Source organism: Lacticaseibacillus hegangensis (assembly GCF_003946465.1).
Taxonomy (GTDB): Bacteria; Bacillota; Bacilli; order Lactobacillales; family Lactobacillaceae; genus Lacticaseibacillus; species Lacticaseibacillus hegangensis.
This window is the reverse complement of record NZ_RHOL01000007.1, coordinates 65,476-85,822: the sequence shown is the minus strand read 5'-3', so window position 1 is coordinate 85,822 and position 20,347 is coordinate 65,476. Positions and strand designations below refer to the sequence as shown.

Annotated in this window: 15 protein-coding genes and 2 tRNA genes; 13 read left to right on the top strand and 4 right to left on the bottom strand. The window is 54.8% G+C overall.

Annotation, left to right across the window (positions count from 1 at the left end; genetic code table 11):
• Window positions 1–72: 72 nt before the first annotated feature.
• From EKM86_RS03165 to ltrA, 3 genes are all read left to right on the top strand, one after another.
• Complete coding sequence (locus tag EKM86_RS03165; protein ID WP_125755065.1) at window positions 73–1,704, top strand: putative polysaccharide biosynthesis protein; 1,632 nt, start codon at window positions 73–75, stop codon at window positions 1,702–1,704.
• A gap of 5 nt (window positions 1,705–1,709) precedes the next feature.
• Window positions 1,710–2,420: a pseudouridine synthase gene (locus tag EKM86_RS03160; RefSeq protein WP_125755064.1), complete on the top strand. Its 711-nt coding sequence runs from the start codon at window positions 1,710–1,712 to the stop codon at window positions 2,418–2,420.
• A gap of 468 nt (window positions 2,421–2,888) precedes the next feature.
• Complete coding sequence (ltrA, locus tag EKM86_RS03155) at window positions 2,889–4,271, top strand: group II intron reverse transcriptase/maturase (protein ID WP_125755063.1); 1,383 nt, start codon at window positions 2,889–2,891, stop codon at window positions 4,269–4,271.
• Between the two features lie 88 nt (window positions 4,272–4,359).
• On the opposite strand, the gene EKM86_RS03150 is transcribed toward ltrA, so the two are convergent.
• Window positions 4,360–5,190: an NAD(P)H-hydrate dehydratase gene (locus tag EKM86_RS03150; protein ID WP_164506145.1), complete on the bottom strand. Its 831-nt coding sequence runs from the start codon at window positions 5,188–5,190 to the stop codon at window positions 4,360–4,362.
• A gap of 99 nt (window positions 5,191–5,289) precedes the next feature.
• Here EKM86_RS03150 and EKM86_RS03145 point away from each other — a divergent pair.
• From EKM86_RS03145 to EKM86_RS03105, 9 genes are all read left to right on the top strand, one after another.
• A tRNA-Leu gene (locus EKM86_RS03145) sits at window positions 5,290–5,373 on the top strand.
• A 436-nt stretch (window positions 5,374–5,809) separates the two neighbouring features.
• On the top strand, window positions 5,810–7,777 hold the full coding sequence (locus tag EKM86_RS03140; protein WP_225419342.1) for an ABC transporter substrate-binding protein: 1,968 nt from the start codon (window positions 5,810–5,812) through the stop codon (window positions 7,775–7,777).
• A 115-nt stretch (window positions 7,778–7,892) separates the two neighbouring features.
• Entirely contained in the window at window positions 7,893–9,401 is a 1,509-nt protein-coding gene (locus tag EKM86_RS03135) for an ABC transporter permease (protein ID WP_125755060.1), read from the top strand.
• Window positions 9,402–9,404: 3 nt separating this feature from the next.
• Complete coding sequence (gene oppC, locus EKM86_RS03130; RefSeq protein WP_125755059.1) at window positions 9,405–10,352, top strand: oligopeptide ABC transporter permease OppC; 948 nt, start codon at window positions 9,405–9,407, stop codon at window positions 10,350–10,352.
• Window positions 10,353–10,366: 14 nt separating this feature from the next.
• Entirely contained in the window at window positions 10,367–11,482 is a 1,116-nt protein-coding gene (locus EKM86_RS03125) for an ABC transporter ATP-binding protein (RefSeq protein WP_125755058.1), read from the top strand.
• The gene (locus EKM86_RS03120) at window positions 11,472–12,422 is read left to right on the top strand and encodes an ATP-binding cassette domain-containing protein (RefSeq protein WP_125755057.1); all 951 of its coding nucleotides are present in this window, start codon (window positions 11,472–11,474) and stop codon (window positions 12,420–12,422) included. The genes EKM86_RS03125 and EKM86_RS03120 overlap by 11 nt, the downstream gene beginning before the upstream one ends.
• Before the next feature lie 138 nt (window positions 12,423–12,560).
• Window positions 12,561–12,644, top strand: a tRNA-Leu gene (locus EKM86_RS03115).
• Between the two features lie 172 nt (window positions 12,645–12,816).
• Complete coding sequence (locus EKM86_RS03110; RefSeq protein ID WP_125755056.1) at window positions 12,817–14,559, top strand: ABC transporter ATP-binding protein; 1,743 nt, start codon at window positions 12,817–12,819, stop codon at window positions 14,557–14,559.
• On the top strand, window positions 14,534–16,327 hold the full coding sequence (locus EKM86_RS03105; RefSeq protein ID WP_125755055.1) for an ABC transporter ATP-binding protein: 1,794 nt from the start codon (window positions 14,534–14,536) through the stop codon (window positions 16,325–16,327). The genes EKM86_RS03110 and EKM86_RS03105 overlap by 26 nt, the downstream gene beginning before the upstream one ends.
• 34 nt (window positions 16,328–16,361) lie before the next feature.
• Here EKM86_RS03105 and EKM86_RS03100 read toward each other — a convergent pair whose 3' ends face one another.
• A complete protein-coding gene (locus EKM86_RS03100; protein WP_225419341.1) occupies window positions 16,362–17,705 on the bottom strand; it encodes a metallophosphoesterase in 1,344 nt (447 codons plus the stop codon).
• A gap of 127 nt (window positions 17,706–17,832) precedes the next feature.
• Here EKM86_RS03100 and EKM86_RS03095 point away from each other — a divergent pair, with 127 nt between their 5' ends.
• Window positions 17,833–18,897: a competence protein CoiA gene (locus tag EKM86_RS03095; protein ID WP_125755054.1), complete on the top strand. Its 1,065-nt coding sequence runs from the start codon at window positions 17,833–17,835 to the stop codon at window positions 18,895–18,897.
• A 68-nt stretch (window positions 18,898–18,965) separates the two neighbouring features.
• Here EKM86_RS03095 and EKM86_RS03090 read toward each other — a convergent pair whose 3' ends face one another.
• Window positions 18,966–19,577: a DsbA family protein gene (locus EKM86_RS03090; protein ID WP_125755053.1), complete on the bottom strand. Its 612-nt coding sequence runs from the start codon at window positions 19,575–19,577 to the stop codon at window positions 18,966–18,968.
• 115 nt (window positions 19,578–19,692) lie between these two features.
• Entirely contained in the window at window positions 19,693–20,286 is a 594-nt protein-coding gene (locus EKM86_RS03085; RefSeq protein WP_125755052.1) for a CYTH domain-containing protein, read from the bottom strand.
• Window positions 20,287–20,347 lie beyond the last annotated feature (61 nt).

Here is a 20,347-nt window from a genome sequence, read left to right as displayed (position 1 = left end):
TTCCCTTAAAATAGAGACTAATCTGATCCGCAACGGTAAACGCATTTTTATTGAGGAAATTGGGGTAACGGCATGGCAAAAAATCCGCAGGTCAACACACCGAACGCGCAGGAGCAAATGCTGCGCGGTTCGGCTTGGATGACGGCCGGAAGCATATTGTCCCGCGTACTCGGGGCGATTTATATCATTCCATGGCGCATCTGGCTAGGTGCGGCCTTTTTGGCGGCCAACAACCTGTTTACTAAGGGCTATAACATCTATAGCATCTTCTTGACCATTGCGACGGCTGGTGTGCCTGGGGCGATTTCCAAGCAGGTGGCCCATTATAACGCCATGAACGAGTACCGCACCGGCGTCCGGCTGTTTCGGCAGGGCACCATTTTAATGGGCGTCATGGGGCTGCTGTCATTCGGTCTGATGTGGATGCTGGCCCCGTGGCTGGCGCTGGGCGATGCCGCGCTGACTCAGGTGTATCGGTCGCTGGCCTGGCCGCTGTTGATCATACCGGTGATGAGTACGCTGCGCGGATTTTTCCAGGGGTACAGCGACATGGCACCGTCTGCGCTGTCTCAGCTGGTTGAGCAAGTCGCGCGAGTGATTTACATGTTGGTGATGACATATGCCATCATGGTGCTCGGCAGTCATAATTACGTGGACGCGGCCTCACAGTCAACGTTTGCGGCGTTTGTCGGGGCACTGTTCGGCCTGCTGCTGTTGGTGCTTGTGTTGGTGTCGCGCCGGCAAAAGTTTCAGACTCTGGTCGCCGGCTCGACCGATGCTGTCAAGATCTCGACGCCTCGGATCCTGAAGGAAATCATCTCCCAGGCGGTGCCGTTCATCGTCATCGGCTCTGGCATCAATCTGTATTACCTGTTTGATCAGTATACTTTCAATCCCATGATGGCCAGCCACTGGCAGGCGACCACGCAAGAGCTGAACAGTCTATTCACGCTTTACGCTGGCAATGCCAACAAACTGATCATGATCGTGATCAGTTTGGCCGTTGCCATGGCGTCGACCGTGCTGCCGCTGCTGTCCGGGGCGAAGACCCGGGGGGATAAGCACGCCATCGGCGAACAAGTCACCAACTTGCTTCAGCTGTTTTTCATTGTCATGGTGCCTTGTGCCCTTGGCATGGCGGCGGTGGCCAAACCGCTTTACGTAGTCTTTTACTCCTATGATCAGTTAGGTATTCGCCTGCTGGTGCTGTCGGCCTTTGTTGCCGTTGCCATGGGACTGTTCACGGTACTCGCAGCGGCTCTGCAAGGCCTGTTTCACAACGGCATCGCGATTTACGATATGCTGATCGGGATGGTGGTCAAGGTCGTGCTTCAGTGGCCCCTGATTTATTTTTTGAACGTCTGGGGGGCGCTGGTTGCGACCCTGGCCGGTATGCTGGTCTCTAGCGTCTTAATGATTCAGGCGCTGCGTCAGCGGTATCCGGTCCGCCTGCGCCAGACTGCGCGGCGGCTGCTCGGCATCACACTGTTTTCCGCCGTGATGGCCGTGGTGGTTCGACTGCTCGTGTGGCTGATTGGACTCGTGATCGCGCCTGAGCGCGCAGTTGGGGCCGTTGTGGCCTTGCTGATTGCCGTGCCAATCGGCGTGCTGATTTACGGGTATGCGCTGCTCAAAACCCGGCTGGCCGATATGGTGCTAGGCGAGCGCGTCGGGCGGCTGCGTGCGCGGCTGCACATCAGGTGACGCCGATGCGATTAGACCGCTACTTGGCCAATCTGCAATACGGCACGCGCAGTGATGTCAAAAAAATGATCAAGGCCAACCGGGTGGCCATCAACGGGCAAAAGGTGCGCAACGGCAGCGTGTCAGTGGTGCCTGGGGCGACTGTGACGGTCGACGGAAAAACGGTGGGCGGCAGCTTGCAGGTGTACTATCTGATGAACAAGCCTAGCGGGGTCTTAACCGCGAATTCTGACGCCGCGCAGAAGACAGTGTTGGACTTGATCGCGCCGGCAGACAGGCGACCAGGTCTTTATCCCGTTGGTCGGCTGGACAAAGATACTACTGGACTGCTGCTTTTGACCAACGATGGAGCGTTGGGCCATGACCTGCTTTCGCCCAAGCGCCACGTGCCTAAGACTTATCTGGTGTCGCTGGCGGCTGCGCTGACGCCAGCCATGGCGGACCAGCTGGCCGAGGGGATTACCTTCCAAGAGTTCACCAGTGCTCCAGCGACGGTGGCAGTGCGGCCAGGCAGTGAAGGCCGGTTGATCGAGTTAACGATTCATGAAGGCAAGTTTCACCAGGTGAAGCGGATGCTGAAGGCGGTTGGCAACCAAGTGACCGACTTGCAGCGGATTCAGATGGGCCCGTTGCACTTGCCAGCGTCACTGCCTTCAGGGCAGTATCGCAAGCTGACAGAAGCAGAGCTGGCCGCCTTACTGGAGGCAAAAAAATAGCCGAATCACCCGCGGGTGGTTCGACTTTTTTGGTGCGCCCGGCATGGGCGTCAACTAGGTGGTGAAAGTCCACTGCGGGCCGTAGTAGTCGGAACCGCTAGCCAAGGGCAAGGGTGTCCATCGCGAGGTGGAATCTGAAGGAAGCCTGATGAGCAAAGTACCGCACCGATGTATAAGAAGCAGCTATAAGGCTTGAACTGACTGGATGAGGTTGCCAAACAAACTGAAGTCCGATACTGCTCGAAGTCACGAGAGTAGAGCTGACGGTGACATGGTACGAAAGTTGACGTTCTTACCCGGGGAGGCCTGTATCGCAGTATTCTGTCTGGGAATGCCCTAATGTAAACAGAATAAAGCGGGTCAGTGATGGCTCGTTGAGCGATCCAGGAGTCAGCCGAGGTCATAGTAGTGGCGAAGCCACGAAGGACCGAACAGTAATAACTCACATTGAGATTGGAAGTGGAGACCGTGCGACAATCGCAGAAAACAGAACAAGCTGACCGCCAGCGAAAGGTAGGTCTGGAAGACCAAGAACAAGCTGGGGCGCGTAGTAAGACCTCCGTGGAAGAAGAAATGATGAGTGGCATTCAGTTTCAAGCGTTAGTTCTTGACCGCGACAACCTGAACAAGGCGTATCTACGAGTGGTCAGGAATAAGGGAGCGGCAGGCATCGACGGTATGACCGTTGATGGTCTACTGCCATACTTACGTAAACATCGAGCAGAGCTGCTTGCGCAGTTGCGCGACGGTACTTATAAGCCGGCGCCAGTGAAGCGAGTAGAAATACCAAAGCCCAACGGTGGCATGCGAAAGCTTGGCATACCAACGGTAATCGACCGTTTTGTGCAACAGGCCGTGGCCCAGGTACTCTCGCCGATGTATGAGCAAGTATTCTCTGACAATAGTTTTGGTTTTCGCCCGCACCGAAGTGCCCATGACGCTATCCAACGTGCCGTGGAGCTGGACGATCAAGGTTACCGCTATGTCGTTGACCTCGATCTGAAAGCATACTTCGATACGGTGAACCACGACATGCTTATCAAGTTTCTCGAACGGCGCATCAACGACCGCTGGCTTCTGCGGCTCATTCGCCGCTTTCTAACCAGTGGCACGATGAATGGCAAGATGCTCGAACGCAGCGAGCAAGGGACACCGCAAGGCGGTCCCATCTCCCCGCTGTTAGCTAACGTTTACCTCAACGAATTTGACCAGGAGCTCACCGCCCGTGGCCATGAATTCGTGCGCTACGCCGACGACTGCAATATCTTCGTCAAGAGTCCTAGAGCTGGTGAGCGTGTGCTCGCTAGTGTGACCCGTTTTCTCGAGAAGGAGCTCAAGCTCACAATCAATCAGGAGAAGACGAAGGTCGTTTCCACCAATAGGATGAAGTTTCTGGGGTTCACGATTGGACATACTAAGGATGGGGCATATCCGTATCCGGTGAGGCAATCGAAAATCAGAATCAAACAGGCGTTAAGGAAACTAACTAAGCGAAATCGTGGGGTTCCATTGGACCGGATGTTACAGGAGATTCAAATGAAGATGCGCGGCTGGTTGCAGTACTACGGCTTCGGCAAAATGAAGACATTTGTGGCGCAATTAGACGCCTGGCTTCGAAGTAGAATTCGTCAGTACATTTGGAAGCAGTGGAAGAAGGTCAAAACTAAAGTCATGAACCTGAAGCGATTAGGATTGTCAGCTAATGACGCGTTTACCGCCGCAAGCACCCGTAAGGGGGCATGGCGAACGGCTCACAGCAAGACATTGACTTATACCTTAGGAAACGAAAAGCTGGAGCACCTTGGACTGATAAATCTGTCCAAGACGCTCCAGCAAATCCAGAATGCTTAAATTACTGAACCGCCGTATACGGAACCGTACGTACGGTGGTGTGAGAGGTCGGTAGCTGAATTAATCAGTTACCTCCTACTCGATTGTATCAGGCCCGAGTTGTCGCAGCCTGCTGCATGTACTGGGGCAGCTGCTGGATCAGCGCGGAAGGCAGTACGACATAATTCGTTTTGGCGAGCGCTTCGGCGATGGCGCTGTGGGTATAGACTGCCGCGCAAAGTGCAGCGTCGTTCAGGCCAAATTGAGCAGTGAAGCCGGCCAGAATGCCCACCAAGGTATCACCCATACCGCCAGTGGCCATCGCCGGCGTGCCCAGGGGATTTTCGTAGCTGGTCGTCGGGGTGAAGATCTGAGTGCGGTGCGATTTGACGATCACAGTGCCAGGCAGCTTGGCGGCGGCTTGTTGATTTGAGTGCTCATCTTGAGCCTTAATAGTAATTCCTGACAGCCGCTGCCATTCCATTTGGTGCGGGGTCCACACGGTTTTCGCGTGAGTGAGCATCAACTGGCGGTCGGCTATCAGCGTGATTGCGGAGCCATCAATAATGAGCGTCTGCGACTCAGTGACTGCTTCAAGTGCCCGCGTCAGGATTGTTTCTGCCAGTTCATCGATGCCAAGGCCCGGCCCGATGGCGACCACGTCCATGGTTGGGATTAGCTTTTTCAGCTCGGGATCATCGTAGGGGATGACCATAGCCTCGGGCAGGCGGGCATGCAGTGCCGTGTGGTTGACCGGGTCGGTGGCGACACTGACCAGGCCTGCGCCACTATAAACCGCAGCACTGGCAGCCATGATTGCGGCCCCACCGAACTGGGCGTTGCCGCCAATCACGAGCACGCGCCCAAAAGTGCCTTTGTGGCTCTCTGGCGGCCGCGGCTGAACCACTTGGTTGATGCAGGATGCCGGAATTTTCTTCACAATGCTCACCTCATGGGCATTATACCGCAGCATTACCCGGCTTTTTTCAAAAAAGGGTTGGCAAGCAGGCCTTTGGTTGATATACTTAATCCTGTTGTTGCCGCAATGGCGGAATTGGCAGACGCGCAGTGTTCAGGTCGCTGTAGGGTTTTCCCTGTGCAGGTTCGACTCCTGTTTGCGGCATCAGGCATCAACAAAACTGGTCATCAAGAGATGGCCGGTTTTTTTGTGTCGTTTTAGGCCAGACATTTCAAAACCAACGCAGATGAGTCGACGGCGGGAAAATATTCTCGGTTTAGATATTGCTTTCTTCGTTGCATATTCTAAGAAGCCGGCTGGGCGGCTTAGAATCCTTTAATACTTAGCGAATGCTGAGAGAGCGGGGCTGGTGAAGGAGCGGTAGGCACCAGCAAATCGGCAAAAATCAGCGTGAAGTGGTCAAAAAAAGGTGCTTCAACCCCAGCGCCAGCCTGAATTGTTCAAGGAAAAATCGCATTTGTTCGCGAAAAATCTCCACACATGCTTGACACCCCCCTCTAATCAATTTATAATCTTAGATATTCTCAAGAACGTTAGAGGCGGAATTGGGAACTATCTCATAGGTTGGAGGCTTATGTGTATGAAGATGAATAAGAAACGAGGCGCGGTGGTCGTCGCATTGACGTTGGCCACACTGCTCGCAGCTTGCGGGAATAAAGCAAGCAGCAACGGTACCTCAACCAGCACTTATAACTATGTGTACAGCACCGATCCGGATAACTTTGATTACTCGGTTTCCGGCCGTGCCACAAACAGTGACCACTTGAGCAACTTCGAAGAGCCTTTGATGACCACCAACAAGTATGGTGAAATCGTCCCAGGTCTGGCAAGTTCTTACAAGGTCAGCAACGGTGGCAAGACTTACACTTACACCCTGCGCAAGGGTGCCAAGTGGGTCGATAACCAAGGCAACACATATGCTAACGTTAAGCCACAAGACTTCATCACTGGCATGAAGCATGCGGTTGCAGCAAAGTCTGAAACCCTGTACATCGTTCAAGACTCCATTGTTGGTTTGGACGACTATGTCAATGGCAAGACCAAAGACTTCAGTAAGGTTGGCATCAAGGTGGCTGGTAAGAACAAAATTTCTTACACCTTGAATCAGCCGGAACCATTCTGGAACTCTAAGTTGCAGTACGGGATTTTGGAGCCAGTTAACGCTAAGTTCTTGGCCGAAAAAGGTAAGAGCTATGGTCAGCCAAAGGCCAGTGGTATTCTTTACACTGGGCCGTACCTGCTGAAGAACTTCACTTCAAAGTCGGTTATCGAGTACACGGCTAACCCGCAGTACTGGAACAAGAAGGACGTTCACGTTAAGGACGTCAAGGAAACGTACAACGATGGGTCCAACCCAGACGCTTTGTACAAGTCCTTCCAGAAGGGCGACTTCAGCCAGGCCCGAGTATACCCGAACCTGCCTGGTTACAAGGATGTTAACAAGAAGAACATCGTTTGGGGCCCACAAGACGCTTCGACGTACAATGTGACCTTTAACTTGAACCGTAAGTCATACAACATGACTGATAAGAAGACGGACAAGCAAAAGCAAGACACCAAGAAGGCCGTTTTGAACAAGGACTTCCGTCTGGCAATTCAGTTCGCGTTCAACAAGACCGCGTACAATGCGCAGTCTACTGGCGCCGCTGGTGCTACGAAGTCGCTCCGTAACTCCTTCATCCCACCGACCTTTGTTCAGGCTGACGGCAAGAACATTGGTACCTTCACGCAGAGTGATCTGCACGCATTGGGCTCCGAGTACAAGACTATGAATTTGACGGACGCGCAAGACGGCACTTACAACAAGGCTGCCGCCAAGGCTGAATTTGCCAAGGCGAAGAAAGCCCTGCAGGCTGAAGGGGTTTCCTTCCCAATCAAGCTTGATCTTCCTGAAGAGGAAAAGCAGGCCCTGCTGTTGAACCAGGCCAAGTCCTTCAAGAGCTCGGTTGAGTCCGTTCTGGGCAAGGATAACGTTGAAATCGACATCGTCCAAGCTGCTGAAGACAAGTACCTGGCTGGGACTTACCAAGCCGCAACCGGGGCACAGGCAGACTTCGATATCAGTAACGCCTCTGGTTGGAGTCCTGACTATCAGGATCCTTCCACCTACCTGGACGTTTACAAGCCATCTAGCGGTGCACTGCTGCAGACGTTGGGGATGACACCAGCATCAGCACTGACTTCAGCTGCTGACAAGGCTGATTATGCTGCGGTAGCAAAGGCCACTGGGCTTGATCAGTACGAAAAGTTGGTCGATCAGGCTGAAGCCATCAAGACTGACACGAATGCGCGTTACAAGGCATTTGCGAAGGCTGAAGCTTATCTGCTGAGCATTGGTGTTCAGATCCCTGTCAATTCTCTGGGCGGTACTCCTTCTGTAACGAAAGTTGTTCCATTCACTGGCAAGCGGACTTGGGCCGGTGCAGGTTCTTCGCGCTTTGACGGCGTTAAGCTGCAAGCTAAGCCTGTCACGACTGCTCAGTACAACAAGGCTCTGAAGGCCTGGAACGCTAAGCGGGCTGAAATCGCAAAGGAACAGGACAAGTAAACTAAGCTTTGAGCTGACCTGATAAGCTCTTTGATCTTAGGCGTGTTAAAGGGCTAGCACACTGATAATGTGACTAGCCCTTTTTCTTTAACGAAGATAAGAGGGGGAACCGCACATGAAGAAGTATCTGTTCTTTCGCGTACTTCGGTCGATTGTGAGTATCTTTCTGGTCACGACCCTGACATTCATCCTGATCTACACCATGATTCCACGCCGGGATGTGTTCAAGCAGGATCCGATGATCCAGAAACTCTCATCAAAGCCCGATTCGCTAACTGACTACAAGAATAACGCGTACGAAAAAATGAATTACATCGATTACATGGACACTAGGTCGCTGATCAAGAAGATCGAAGCTGATAATTCGAAGATCACTGTGACAGCTGCCCATACCGCCTCCAATAAAGCTGCGTTCGAAAAATGGACGAAGGCCAATGGTTACACCTTGCATCGCTTTAAGATCAGCAAGGATTACTATGCGACTCGTGATCTGCCCATTTGGGAACGGCTCAGCCGCTTCTACGGCAATATGATCAAAATTGATACCCCTTGGGCCATTCATGACCCGAAGAATCCGAATCTGCCACGTTACCTAAAGATCAAGCATGATCCTTTGGTTGGCTGGGCCGTGGTCGGGTCTGGGACTAAGTACCGCTACCAGCTGTACTTCAACTCACAGTTTCCGTTTATTCACGAGAACTTCTTGAAGTTTAATCTTGGCACCTCATACCCGTCATACGCGGGCGAGGAAGTCACAGAGGTGATTGGCGGCGGCCAAGGCCCGGCTGACAGCATTACTAAGACGTTCCCGAACGGCCGCAAGATCATCACCTCGGATGATGTTTACACGCGGGCCTATCAGCCGCGAAAGCACCGCAACGAGATGGATTATGAGCAGTACAAGGACGATTACACCAACACAGAACAGATCAATCGCGACCCGTCAATGATTGGGACCTCTGTGCGCGCCGGTCTCATCGGTCTGATCATCTCCTATGCAATCGCAATTCCGGTTGCCATTTACATGGCCCGGAAGAAGGGCAAGTGGTTCGACCGTGCTGGGACCTTCGTGGTCACTGTGCTGATTGCGGTACCAAGCCTGGCTTTCATCTATGTCTTCCGTTACCTAGGTGCCACACTATTTGGCCTGCCGGATTCATTCCCGACGCTGGGTGCAGAGAACTGGCGCTCCTGGGTCCTGCCAGCAGTGGTCTTGGGATTGCTGAGTGTGTCTGGACTGGTCATTTGGTTCCGGCGCTTCATGATCGACCAGCAGAAGTCTGATTACGTGAAGTTTGCCAAGGCCAAGGGCCTGAACGAGAGTGAAATCTACACCAAGCATATCTTCAAGAATGCGTCGATCCCAATTGTTCAGGGTATCCCTGGATCCATCATCGGCTTGATCGGCGGGGCGACGATGACCGAAGAAATCTTCGCCACTCCTGGGATGGGGAAGATGCTGCCAGATTCGATTCAAGCGCATAACAATGCGGTGGTCATCGCGCTGGTGTTCATTTTCACCACCATTGCGGTCTTGTCGGTGCTGCTTGGCGATATTGCCATGGTGCTGGTCGATCCGCGGATCAAATTGTCGTCTTCTGACACGTCGAAAGGGGAGGAATAGCCAATGGCTGAAAAAGATACGACTCAACCAGAAATTTTGGATTCCGACTTTACCCCGGTGGAGATCGACAAGCTGGAAACGGAAAAACTGGATACGGAAAAGTACTCCTACTGGGGTTCTGTGGGCCGCGCGTTTTTCTCGAGCAAAGTCACGATTTTCCTGTTGCTGTTGATGTTGGCGATCCTGCTGATGTCATTCATTCAGCCGTCATTTTCTGGGTACTCCCTTAACAACGTAGCCAAGATCAATGACTTTGGGGCGCGGTACAACTGGCCGAATGCCAAGAACTGGTTTGGGACCGATGATAACGGCCAGTCGCTGTTTGACGCGATTTGGGCCGGTGCCAAGATTTCCATCTCGATTTCTGTCATTGCGACCTTGATCACGACCGTCATTGGCGTTGCGGTCGGCGCGGTCTGGGGCACCTCCAAGGGCCTCGACCGGATCATGCTGGAAGTTTACAACGTCATTTCAAACGTGCCGCAGCTGCTGATCATCATGGTTCTGTCCTACTCCTTTGGGGCAGGTTTCTGGAACCTGATCTTCGCGATGACCGTTACCGGCTGGTTAGGCACGGCATATTTCATCCGCGTCCAGGTCATGATCATGCGCGATCGCGAGTACAACATTGCGTCTAAAACGCTGGGCACTGGGTTGGGCCGGATGGTCTTGCGCAACATCATGCCTTACCTGACCTCGGTTATTGTGACAAACGTGTCGCTCTCCTTGCCGTCCTACATTTCGTACGAAGTGTTCCTTTCCTTCCTAGGGGTTGGGCTTTCGGCAAGCACCCCGTCGCTGGGCCGATTGATTTCGAAGTACTCACCGTACATGACCAGTTATCCATATCTGTTCTGGCTGCCAGTACTTGTACTGGCGCTGATCGCGGTCTCCCTGTACTTAGTCGGCCAGCGGCTGGCTGATGCCTCGGATCCGCGCACACACTTATAAAAGGGGGAGTGACAATGAGTGACGAAAAAGAACCAATTCTAAAAATTGACGACCTCTCTGTTCACTTCCATGTCCGCGGCAAAACGCTCAAGGCGATCCACCATGTGTCGATGGATCTGTACAAGGGCGAGGTGCTGGCCATTGTTGGTGAGTCCGGTTCCGGTAAGTCAGTGTTGACCAAGAGTTTCACCGGGATGCTGGAAGAAAATGGTGAAATCGCCGGTGGCACGATCGTGTACAAAGGCAAGCATCTGGAAAAGCTGACCAAGGATAAGCAGTGGGAAGGCATTCGCGGTAATGAAATTGCCACGATTTTCCAGGATCCCATGACTTCGCTTGACCCGATTCGGACGATTGGATCTCAGATCGCAGAAGTTGTGGTCAAGCACCAGGGCAAGTCCAAGGCGGAAGCCAAGCAGATCGCCATCGAGTTGATGAACCGTACCGGCATTCCGAACGCGGCGGCGCGCTACAATGAGTACCCATTTGAGTATTCTGGTGGGATGCGGCAGCGCATTGTCATCGCCGTTGCCCTGGCATGTCGGCCTGACATCCTGATTTGCGACGAGCCAACGACTGCGCTGGATGTCACGATTCAGGCCCAGATTCTTGACCTGATCAAGTCTTTGCAAAAGGAAGATGGGTTCACGACCATCTTCATCACACATGACCTGGGGGTGGTGGCGTCAATCGCCGATCGCATCGCCGTCATGTATTCCGGCCGCATCATCGAGTACGGGACCTGCGACGAGATCTTTTATGATCCGCGTCACCCGTACACCTGGAGCCTGCTTTCTTCTCTGCCGCAGTTGGCGCAAAAAGGCGGCCAGCTGTACTCAATTCCAGGCACGCCGCCAAGTCTGTACAAGGACATTGTCGGTGACGCCTTTGCGCCGCGTGATCCGTGGGCGATGAAGGTCGATTTTAAGGCTGATCCGCCGTTCTTCAAGGTTTCCGACACTCACTATGCCAAGACCTGGCTCTTGGACCCGCGGGCGCCGAAGACGGAAAAGCCGGAACTGATCCAAAACCTGCACGAACGGATGGCGGCGACGGTGGCCGAGTCTCACTTGGAGAACTTGGATCTTACGTTAAGCGACAAGAAGGAGGACGATGCAGATGGCGAATGATCGAGAAACAATTGTCAGCCTGAAGGATCTGCAGATCTCCTTTGGCTCAGGTAAAGATAAGTTTGTCGCCGTTCAGGATGTCAACTTTGACATTTTCAAGGGTGAGACCTTCTCGCTGGTTGGCGAGTCCGGTTCTGGCAAGACCACCATTGGTCGCGCTATTCTGGGCATCAACCCGACCGAAAAAGGCACCATTACTTTTGAAGGCGAACAGATCAACGGCAAAATCTCCGAACGGAAAAAGCATTCGATCGAGCGCAAGATTCAGATGATCTTTCAGGATCCGTCTGCCTCGTTGAACGACCGCGCGACCGTCGACTACATCATTTCGGAAGGCCTGTACAACTATGGGCTGTTCGATTCCGAGGAAGATCGCGTCAAAAAGGTCCGCACAATGCTGGAAGAAGTCGGACTGCTGCCAGAGCAGTTGTATCGTTATCCCCACGAATTCTCTGGTGGCCAGCGTCAGCGCATCGGGATCGCCCGTGCGCTGATCATGCAGCCGGACCTCGTGGTGGCCGACGAGCCAATTTCCGCGCTAGATGTTTCGATTCGGGCGCAGGTGCTGAACCTGCTGAAGAAGTTCCAGCGTGAACAAGGTGTCACGTACCTGTTCATCGCGCATGACCTGTCCGTTGTTCGGTTCATTTCCGATCGGATCGCAGTCATTCGCGCCGGCCGAATCTTGGAGCTGGCACCCACTGAAGAGCTCTTCACGAACCCGATTCACCCGTACACCGAAGCGCTGCTTTCGGCTGTACCGGTGCCGGATCCGCAAATTGCCCGCACCCGCAAGTCGTATGTCTACGACCCAAGCATGCACCACTATGAAACCGACAAGCCGAAGTTTGTCGAGATCAAGCCTGGCCACTACGTTTACTGCAACGAAGAGGAAGAGGCCCGCTACACCAAAGAGTTAAAGGAACAAGGTCAGCTCTAATCGCATTCGAGGTGCCATTTGGCCCCCTCTGAATGGTACTTTCAATCGTCCCCGCTCAGTTGAGCGGGGATTTTTGGGTCGCGCAATGAATCACAGTTGGCAAAGCCTGCTACGCTTGCTATAATGTGTCTTGGTGCTGCCGCAATGGCGGAATTGGCAGACGCGCAGTGTTCAGGTCGCTGTAGGGTTTTCCCTGTGCAGGTTCGACTCCTGTTTGCGGCATCAGGTTTGATGAACCGGCCATCCTCAAATGGCCGGTTTTTTATAGCCGTAAATATTTGACAGCCGACCGATGTGCAGTAAACTGACCTTATGAACATTTCAATCAGCGCCACGGATCCTTAGTCCTTACTAGGCCTGGGTTCAGTGGCGCTTTTTTCGTGGAGGTGGCAAGGTGTTTAAAATCCTGATGCAAAATATGCATGGCAAGGTGCGCCTGACCTTTTTTCTCGCGCCGCTGGTGATGCTGATTGAGGTCTTCTGCGACTTGCAGCAGCCGACGATGATGGCGGACATTGTGGACTCAGGACTGGCCAAGGGCGATATGCAGTTCGTGATCAAAACGGCGGCCTTAATGCTGATGTTTGCGTTGATTGGCATCTGTGCCGGCGGCGGGTCCGGCGTTTTGGGTAATTATGCCTCACTGCACATGGGGCAGAGCCTGCGCACCAAAATGCTGACCATCGCTTTAAATTCTCGCGCGGCTGGCGGGCTGCCCCCAGCAACTTTGATTACCCGCATCACCAACGACGTGACCCAGATGCAGAATTTGGTGATGATGATGACGCGGGGGATGGTGCGGGCGCCGATGCTGATGCTTGGCGGCGTCGTGATGTCGACGCTAGTGTCGCCACGCCTGGCGCCGATTTTATTCGTGATTCTGCCAGTTCTGCTGGTTTACACACTGCTCGTGATGCGTCGCAGCCTGCCGTTTTACACGGACATGCAAGGCAAAACTGATGACATGAACCGAGTGATGCGGGAGAATTTGCAAGGGGCTAAAACCATCAAAGCGTTTGTCCTCGAAGATCACCAGCAGGCGCAGTTTAGCGAGACCAATAACGCCTTGCTGAACAGCTCCGTGCGGGCTGCCATGGCGGCGGTGCCGCTTGCGCCGGTGATTCAATTTTTGCTCAATCTCGGGGTCGTGATCGCGTTGGCGTATGGCGGCAGCTTGGACGTCGGTGGGGTGATTCTGGATGGGCAAATCATTGCCTTCATCAATTACATGATTCAAATCACCAACGCGATGGTCATGACGGTGAACATTATCACCGCCTTTTCACGGGCGATCACGTCGGCAACGCGTGTTCAGGCGGTCCTCAGCGAGCAAGTTGGTGAGGTGCGGGTTGGTTCTGCTGCTGGCGCGCCGCAGGATTCAAGTGTGACGTTTGATCACGTCTCGTTCGGCTACGATCAAAGCAAGCCCATCCTGGATGACATCAGTTTCGCCGTGCCAAGTGGGCAGTGGCTCGGCATTATCGGCACCACTGGTTCTGGCAAGTCAACTTTGATCAATTTACTGACCCGTGGGTTTGATGATTATACCGGCACCATTAAGATCGGCGGTGTGGACACCCAGCAGCTCGACTTGGCGGCGGTGCATCACAAGGTGACCGTGGCCACCCAAGACGCCATGCTGTTTTCTGGGACGGTGCGGCACAACCTGACCTTTGGCGACAAGGTGGCCACCGATGCTGAGCTGGCCGCCGGCGCGCACCTGGCGGACGCGGATGAGTTCATCGATCCGCTGCCCAAGCGGTATGATGCGCCGGTTGAGCAGGGCGGGAAGAACTTCTCCGGCGGCCAGCGGCAGCGGCTGAACATTGCGCGCGCGGCCGTGCCAGATCCCGATATTCTGGTGTTCGACGATGCGACCAGTGCCGTCGACCAGACCACGAACGCTAGGATTCAGCAGCGTCTGGTTCAGCACCGGCGCGGCCGCACCACGCTGATCATCTCGCAGCGGGTGGCCAACTTGCTGCAGTGCGACCAGATCCTGGTCATGCAGGAGGGACGGCTTTCGGCTCGCGGCACCCACGAGGAGCTGCTGGCTAGTTCGCCATTTTACGCGCAATTGGTTGAGACTCAGCTGGGAGGAGGACGCTCAGATGCAAGTGATGAATCGCGGTCCTAGACACAACCTGCACCAGGAAAAAGTCCAAGTCACGGACTGGAAGAAGACGACTCGGCGGATTCTAGGCTACATTGGCTTTGCACGCGGGAAGCTGCTGATTGTTTTTGGGCTGACCATTTTCACCACCGCAGCCACCATTATTGGCAACCGGGTCAACGGCATTGTCGTCGATCAGTTTCTCAAGGCCAGCAAGCTGCATTTACTTTATGTCATTTGCTTGGTGCTCGGTGTGATGTACCTGCTTTCAGCGGTGTTCACCTATTTTCAGAATTCGGTGACGGTGAAAGTGGCCCAGAAGGCGTCAGCGGACATTCGGGGCGATATTTTCAGCAATCTGCAGCGCCTGCCGATGCGCTACTTTGACACGCATGACAACGGGGATGTGATGTCGCGGCTGACAAACGATGTGGACAACATCAACACCGCCATGATGCAAACCTTTGTCCAACTTTTTACGGGGATTGTTTCCGTTGTTGGCATGGGGGCGGCGATGCTGGTGCTGTCGCCGCTGCTGACGCTGATCGCGCTGGCTGCTTCAGGGCTGACGTACCTATTCACTCGCGCCGCGGCTAAGGTCACCCAAAAGGCTTTCATGACGCAGCAGGAGGCGCTGGGTGCGTTAAACACGCAAATTGAGGAATCGGTTTCGGGTAAGCAGGTGGTTCAGCTCTTTGATCACGAGGCAGACACGATGGCGACGTTTAATCAGACCAACGCGCGATACACACATGCTGCTTTCATCGCGCAGTCTGTGTCCAGCTTCATCGGGCCGGTAAACAACGGGACCAACAACCTGGCGTACCTGGCGATCACTGCGGCAGGGGCGATTTCGATGCTCACCGGCAGCAGCACAATCACGGTTGGGATCATCTTCACCTTTCTGATTTATCTGCGGAATTTCACCGGGCCGATCAACAATGTCCTGAATTTGATCAACACCCTGCAGCTGTCTCTGGCATCGGCTGAGCGTGTCTTTGAGGTGATCGATGAGCAGCCCGAGCAAGATCTCCCAGGCGCCGTCACAGTTAAAACAACCACCGGTCACGTTGAGTTTGAGCACATTGATTTTGCCTATGAACCCGGCCGCCAGATTTTGCATGACATTAATCTCGTTGCCGAGCCTGGCCAGACCATCGCGCTGGTGGGGGCAACCGGCGCGGGCAAGACCACCATCATGAATTTGCTGACGAATCTTTACCCGCTGCAGACCGGCCGGGTGCTGCTGGACGGCCGCGACGTGACGACAATTCGGCGAGCCGACTTGCGGCACTTGATCACCGTGGTGCAACAGGAGCCGTACATGTTCCAACTGTCGATTCGAGAAAACATTCGGCTGGGGCGAGCGTCTGCCAGCGACGATGACGTGGTGCTGGCAGCCCAGCGCGCCCATGCTGACGGGTTTATCCGCCAGTTGAAAGACGGCTATGACACGGTTCTGTCAGAAAACGCGCACAATATCTCGCAAGGCCAGCGGCAGCTGCTCAGCATCGCCCGCGCTTTTATTGCGGAGGCGCCAGTGCTGGTGCTGGATGAGGCCACAGCCTCGATTGACTCCAACACCGAGGCGGACGTTCAGCGCGCCATGACTGGCTTGATGAAAGGCAAGACCAGCTTTGTCATCGCGCATCGTCTGTCAACCATTCGCCACGCGGACCAGATTTTGGTCATCGATGCCGGCCGGGTGGTTGAACGCGGGACCCACGAGAGCCTGCTTAAGCAAAATGGCGCCTATGCCGCGCTGTATAATAGCCAGTTTGATCAGCAGTAAAAAACCAGTTGACGCATAGGCGTCAGCTGGTCTTTTAGTTGGTGGCAATGACTTGATGCAGATCATTGCGATCCTTATCCTGCATGATCGATTGCATGTAGCGGTGCAGACTCGGTAATTGGTTGTCGACCTGGTAGCCGGGAGTTTTGCGGAGTTTAGCTGCCTGAGCGTTTGAGAGCGCGTCTTGGCCAGTAAAGAACCGCCAGTTGAGCTGGCCGAGAAATTTGACGCCGGCGGCTTGCTTTTGGGGACTCAGTTTTTTCCCGTACAGACTGTTCAGCGCGAGCGCCTCGCCATTTTGCAAGAACAGCCGCTTCAGGTAGGGCTGGTAATGCCTTAGGTCCGGGTTTTGCCGCTGCTTCGCACTCAGGACTGGCAGCACATTCACTGCCTTGCGATCATAAGTCAGCTTGGTGGGGGTGAGCTGAACCACCCCGTAGCCCCCAGGGGAGATAGAGAATGCACCATTGACGATTTCGACCGGTTCACCGGGCTGACTGCCGCTTTTGATGTCTTGTGCGTGGATATGGCCGGAGAAAACGACTGGGACATGATACGTCGTCAGCAGTTTCCGCAGGGCGGAGGCGTTATTCAGCACGTAGCCATGGTTGACCATCGCATTGTGTGAGTAAAGGTTGTGGTGCATGAACACCAGGCTGGTGCGGCCAGCCTTTTGACCAGCGGCCAGTCGGCTGCGCAGCCAGCTCATGGTGGCTGGTTTTAGCTCGCCGCCGGTGTTCGGGTTGCGGTTGCTCGGCTGGATGGTGTAAATGTTGGAATCGAGCATGATCAGCTGGTAGTCGCGATTTAAGTTCATGGTATAGCTGAGCGAATCAGCGTCTTCGCTGGTTTCATTGCGATATCCATCGCTGAAGATATTCCGCCAGTCGGTGGGGCTGATCTGTTCCACCTTCAGCTGCTGCTTGCCCTGATACTTGCGGGCCCAGCCGTCATAGATGTCGTGATTGCCGGGGATGGCCAGCACGTGAATGCCGGCCTTTTGAAGCGGAGCCAAGCGCTTTGCAAGGCTTTCGGCGCTGGCCTTGGCCCCGTTCAGGGTGACATCGCCCGTGAGAATGACCGCGGTCGGCCGTGGCCTTGCGGTCAGCGCCTCGTGCACCAACGCGCGGATGGCGATGGGCTGATACCTCAGGTCCTTGCCGGCGGCGCTTTGCTGGATTTCCCGAAAAGCGGTTCGGTTGTCGTGAAGCGCCGGGGCAATGAAATGATCGTCAGAAAGCACCCAGAAAGTGGGGGTGCGGCTGCTGGTCAGCGTCTTGGCCGCTTGTGCGTGCTGAGGGGCCGCCGCAGTCAGCCCCCAGGCTAAAAGCACCAGTGCCAGCAGCGCCCCACCAATTTTGCCCAGCCATTTCATCATGTCACTCCCCCAGTTGTATTTGATGATTCGATTGTACCGCAATTAGTCGTGCCGCGTGGATGCGTTTTCTAGGCATGAACGCGGTCAATTAGGGCTCGCCGCGTAATCTTTAACTGGAGGTGAGGCCATGTTAGTTGCACTGAATCAGGCCGACGAGCTGGTGACGCTGAGGAGCCACGACCAGGCGCGGCAGCTTTTCGGTCAATCGTTTCGTTGTCCGGCTTGCAAGGGTGAGCTGCGGATCAAAAATGGGGCGCAGCTCATCGCGCATTTTGCACACAAGGACAACGCCTGCAACGCGTCAAGTGAGCCGGAAAGTGAAACCCACTTGGCCGGCAAATGGTGGCTGGCCAAGTTCGGTGAGCAACTGGGCGACCAAGTCGCACTGGAGACCTATTATCCGCAGATTCAGCAGCGCGCCGATGTGGTGTGGGAGCACCACGGACGGTCCCGAGTGCTCGAATTTCAGTGCAGTGGGATCAGCCCTGAACGTCTGCGAGTACGGACGGCTGGCTACCAGTCACTTGGGCTTGAAGTCGTCTGGATCGCCGGTCCGGCATACATCACCCGTTGGCCAGGTGGCAAGCAGGCCCGGTTCGTGCAGTGGTCAAAGAACGCCGGTTTTCATCTTTGGCAGCTGAATCCCCAGAGCAAAGTCCTGACGCGCTTGCAACTGATCGGCCCGGCCATTGTTGAAACCGATTACCGTCAAGGGCTGCCGCCTCAGACGCGGCGCCGGGAATACATTGAGCCACTCGCCAGTCGGGCCAAGGCGATTCAACTGGCCTTGGTGCACCGCGCGCCTGCCGTGATGAAGCTGCAAGCGCAGGCGAGCGCACAGGGGCGCAATCTGGCCGGCGCGCCCTGGCTGATCCACATGCAGCTGCGGCATCTGCCCGGGCTCGATGCGCCGGAGTGGGCCATGCGGGCGGCTTGGTTGCTGACTTTTCAGGCTCAGCCGATTAAAAAAGCCGCCGAGGCCGCTTTTTGGAGGCAGTATTCGAGTGTGCGGGCGCCGCAACTGCCTGAAGGACAGTTGCAAAGCTCAATCAGGCGCCAGTGGCTTGAGGTGCTGAACCACGCCGGGTTGCTTCAGGAAACCGCGACCGGCTGGCAGTGGCTTCGGGTCCCTCAATGGTATCAGACCATCGACGAGAAGTTGCAAGCCCTCGGTCAGGCGAGGCAGGGTTAGTGCGATACGTATACCGTGCGGCGGTGAAGACACAAAAACGGCCAGGCTGCTGCCTGGCCGTTTGGTTATTACTGCAAGACGTGGAACAAGTCCTTGGAGGGCTGTAGATCCGGCTGCGTGATGATGGTTTGCACCAATGATTTGAAGCGTTCGTAAGATTTTAAGTTGCCTAGGCGCAGTCCTGGATTGGGACTGGCACTGTTCATGATGACGACGGCGGGCAGCTTGGTGATGCCCATTTCCACGGCGATGGCCTGATCTGAGGCCAGGCAGTGGTGCATTTCCTCGCGGCGGCGGTCTTCGGCAAACGCCGCCAGGTCAAAACCAACAGCTTTAAGGCACTCATAGGCCGTTTCTTTGTCGTACGGCGCAACCGGAATCGTCATGTGACTCTGCTCCATGATCAGCAACTTGCGGGCTTTCTCATTGCCCTGAAACTGCGCCGCTTTGTAGTCGACCGCCAACTGGTAGGCGGTGTCGAAGAGCTGGTTGCGCAGTGGCAGGTTGTGCGGGTCCAGGTGCGCGTCGGCCATGTACTGGTCGATGACGGTGAAATTGACCAGCGGGACAAAGCGCAGGCTGACTTTTTGTTTCAGTTCCTGGGCGAGCCGCTGAACAACCAGCTCCGCTTCGCGGCAGCGGGTGCCAATGGGATTGATGAACAAGAAAAGTTCTAGCAATGCATTTCCTCCAGTATAGGCTAATAAGCAAGCGGTTAAGGTTTTGACAACCTTTGGGACAGTTAAGTGGGCCTGTTGTTTATCCTTACCTTACCAGAAATCTTATTAAAGACAATTAATCAGCTTGTGAAATATTCACATTTGCATTGGCGCGCTGCACCTTGTTTTGAACCGGCTGAACGCGGATATTAAACTCGCTCACAAGCTGCGACCAGTACGCCTTGGCGGCTGGCTCGTCGTGGTATTCCAACTCGAGTTCCCAATCGCGCTTGCCGTTTGGGTAGTGGGTCTCGTCCAGGGTCAATTTGCCTGCCGGGATGTCGAGCAGGTGTCGCCGGGTGGTCGCCGCTGCAAATTGTTGCAGGCTGGCCGGCTCGATCTGCTGGCTGGCCAGGTATTCGCGAATCTGGCCGTGGGTCGCGATGCTGTTGGCACGAATCAGCTGGCGCGCTTCGCTCACCGTAAGCGGGTCGGTCATTTCTTCCAGCAGGCGGTCAGGCCCCTTGGGCAGCTTCAGGGTTTCCTCTGCCCGGGTGTTGAACAGCCGGATGCGCAGTCCCAGCGATGCCTTTTGCAGGCGAAAATCAGCCGTGTCATAGTACGTGTTGGCCTGGCCGAATGCTGGGGCAAAAGTCAGCGCGGCCTGCATGGCAGCGGCCTCATCAGCCGTGATCAGGGTTTTGAACTCTTGCTCGGATTGGATACTCATACAATTCACCTCGCTAATAGTATACAGCTACTCTTCCGGCCGGGGGGTGGCCCGCACTGCT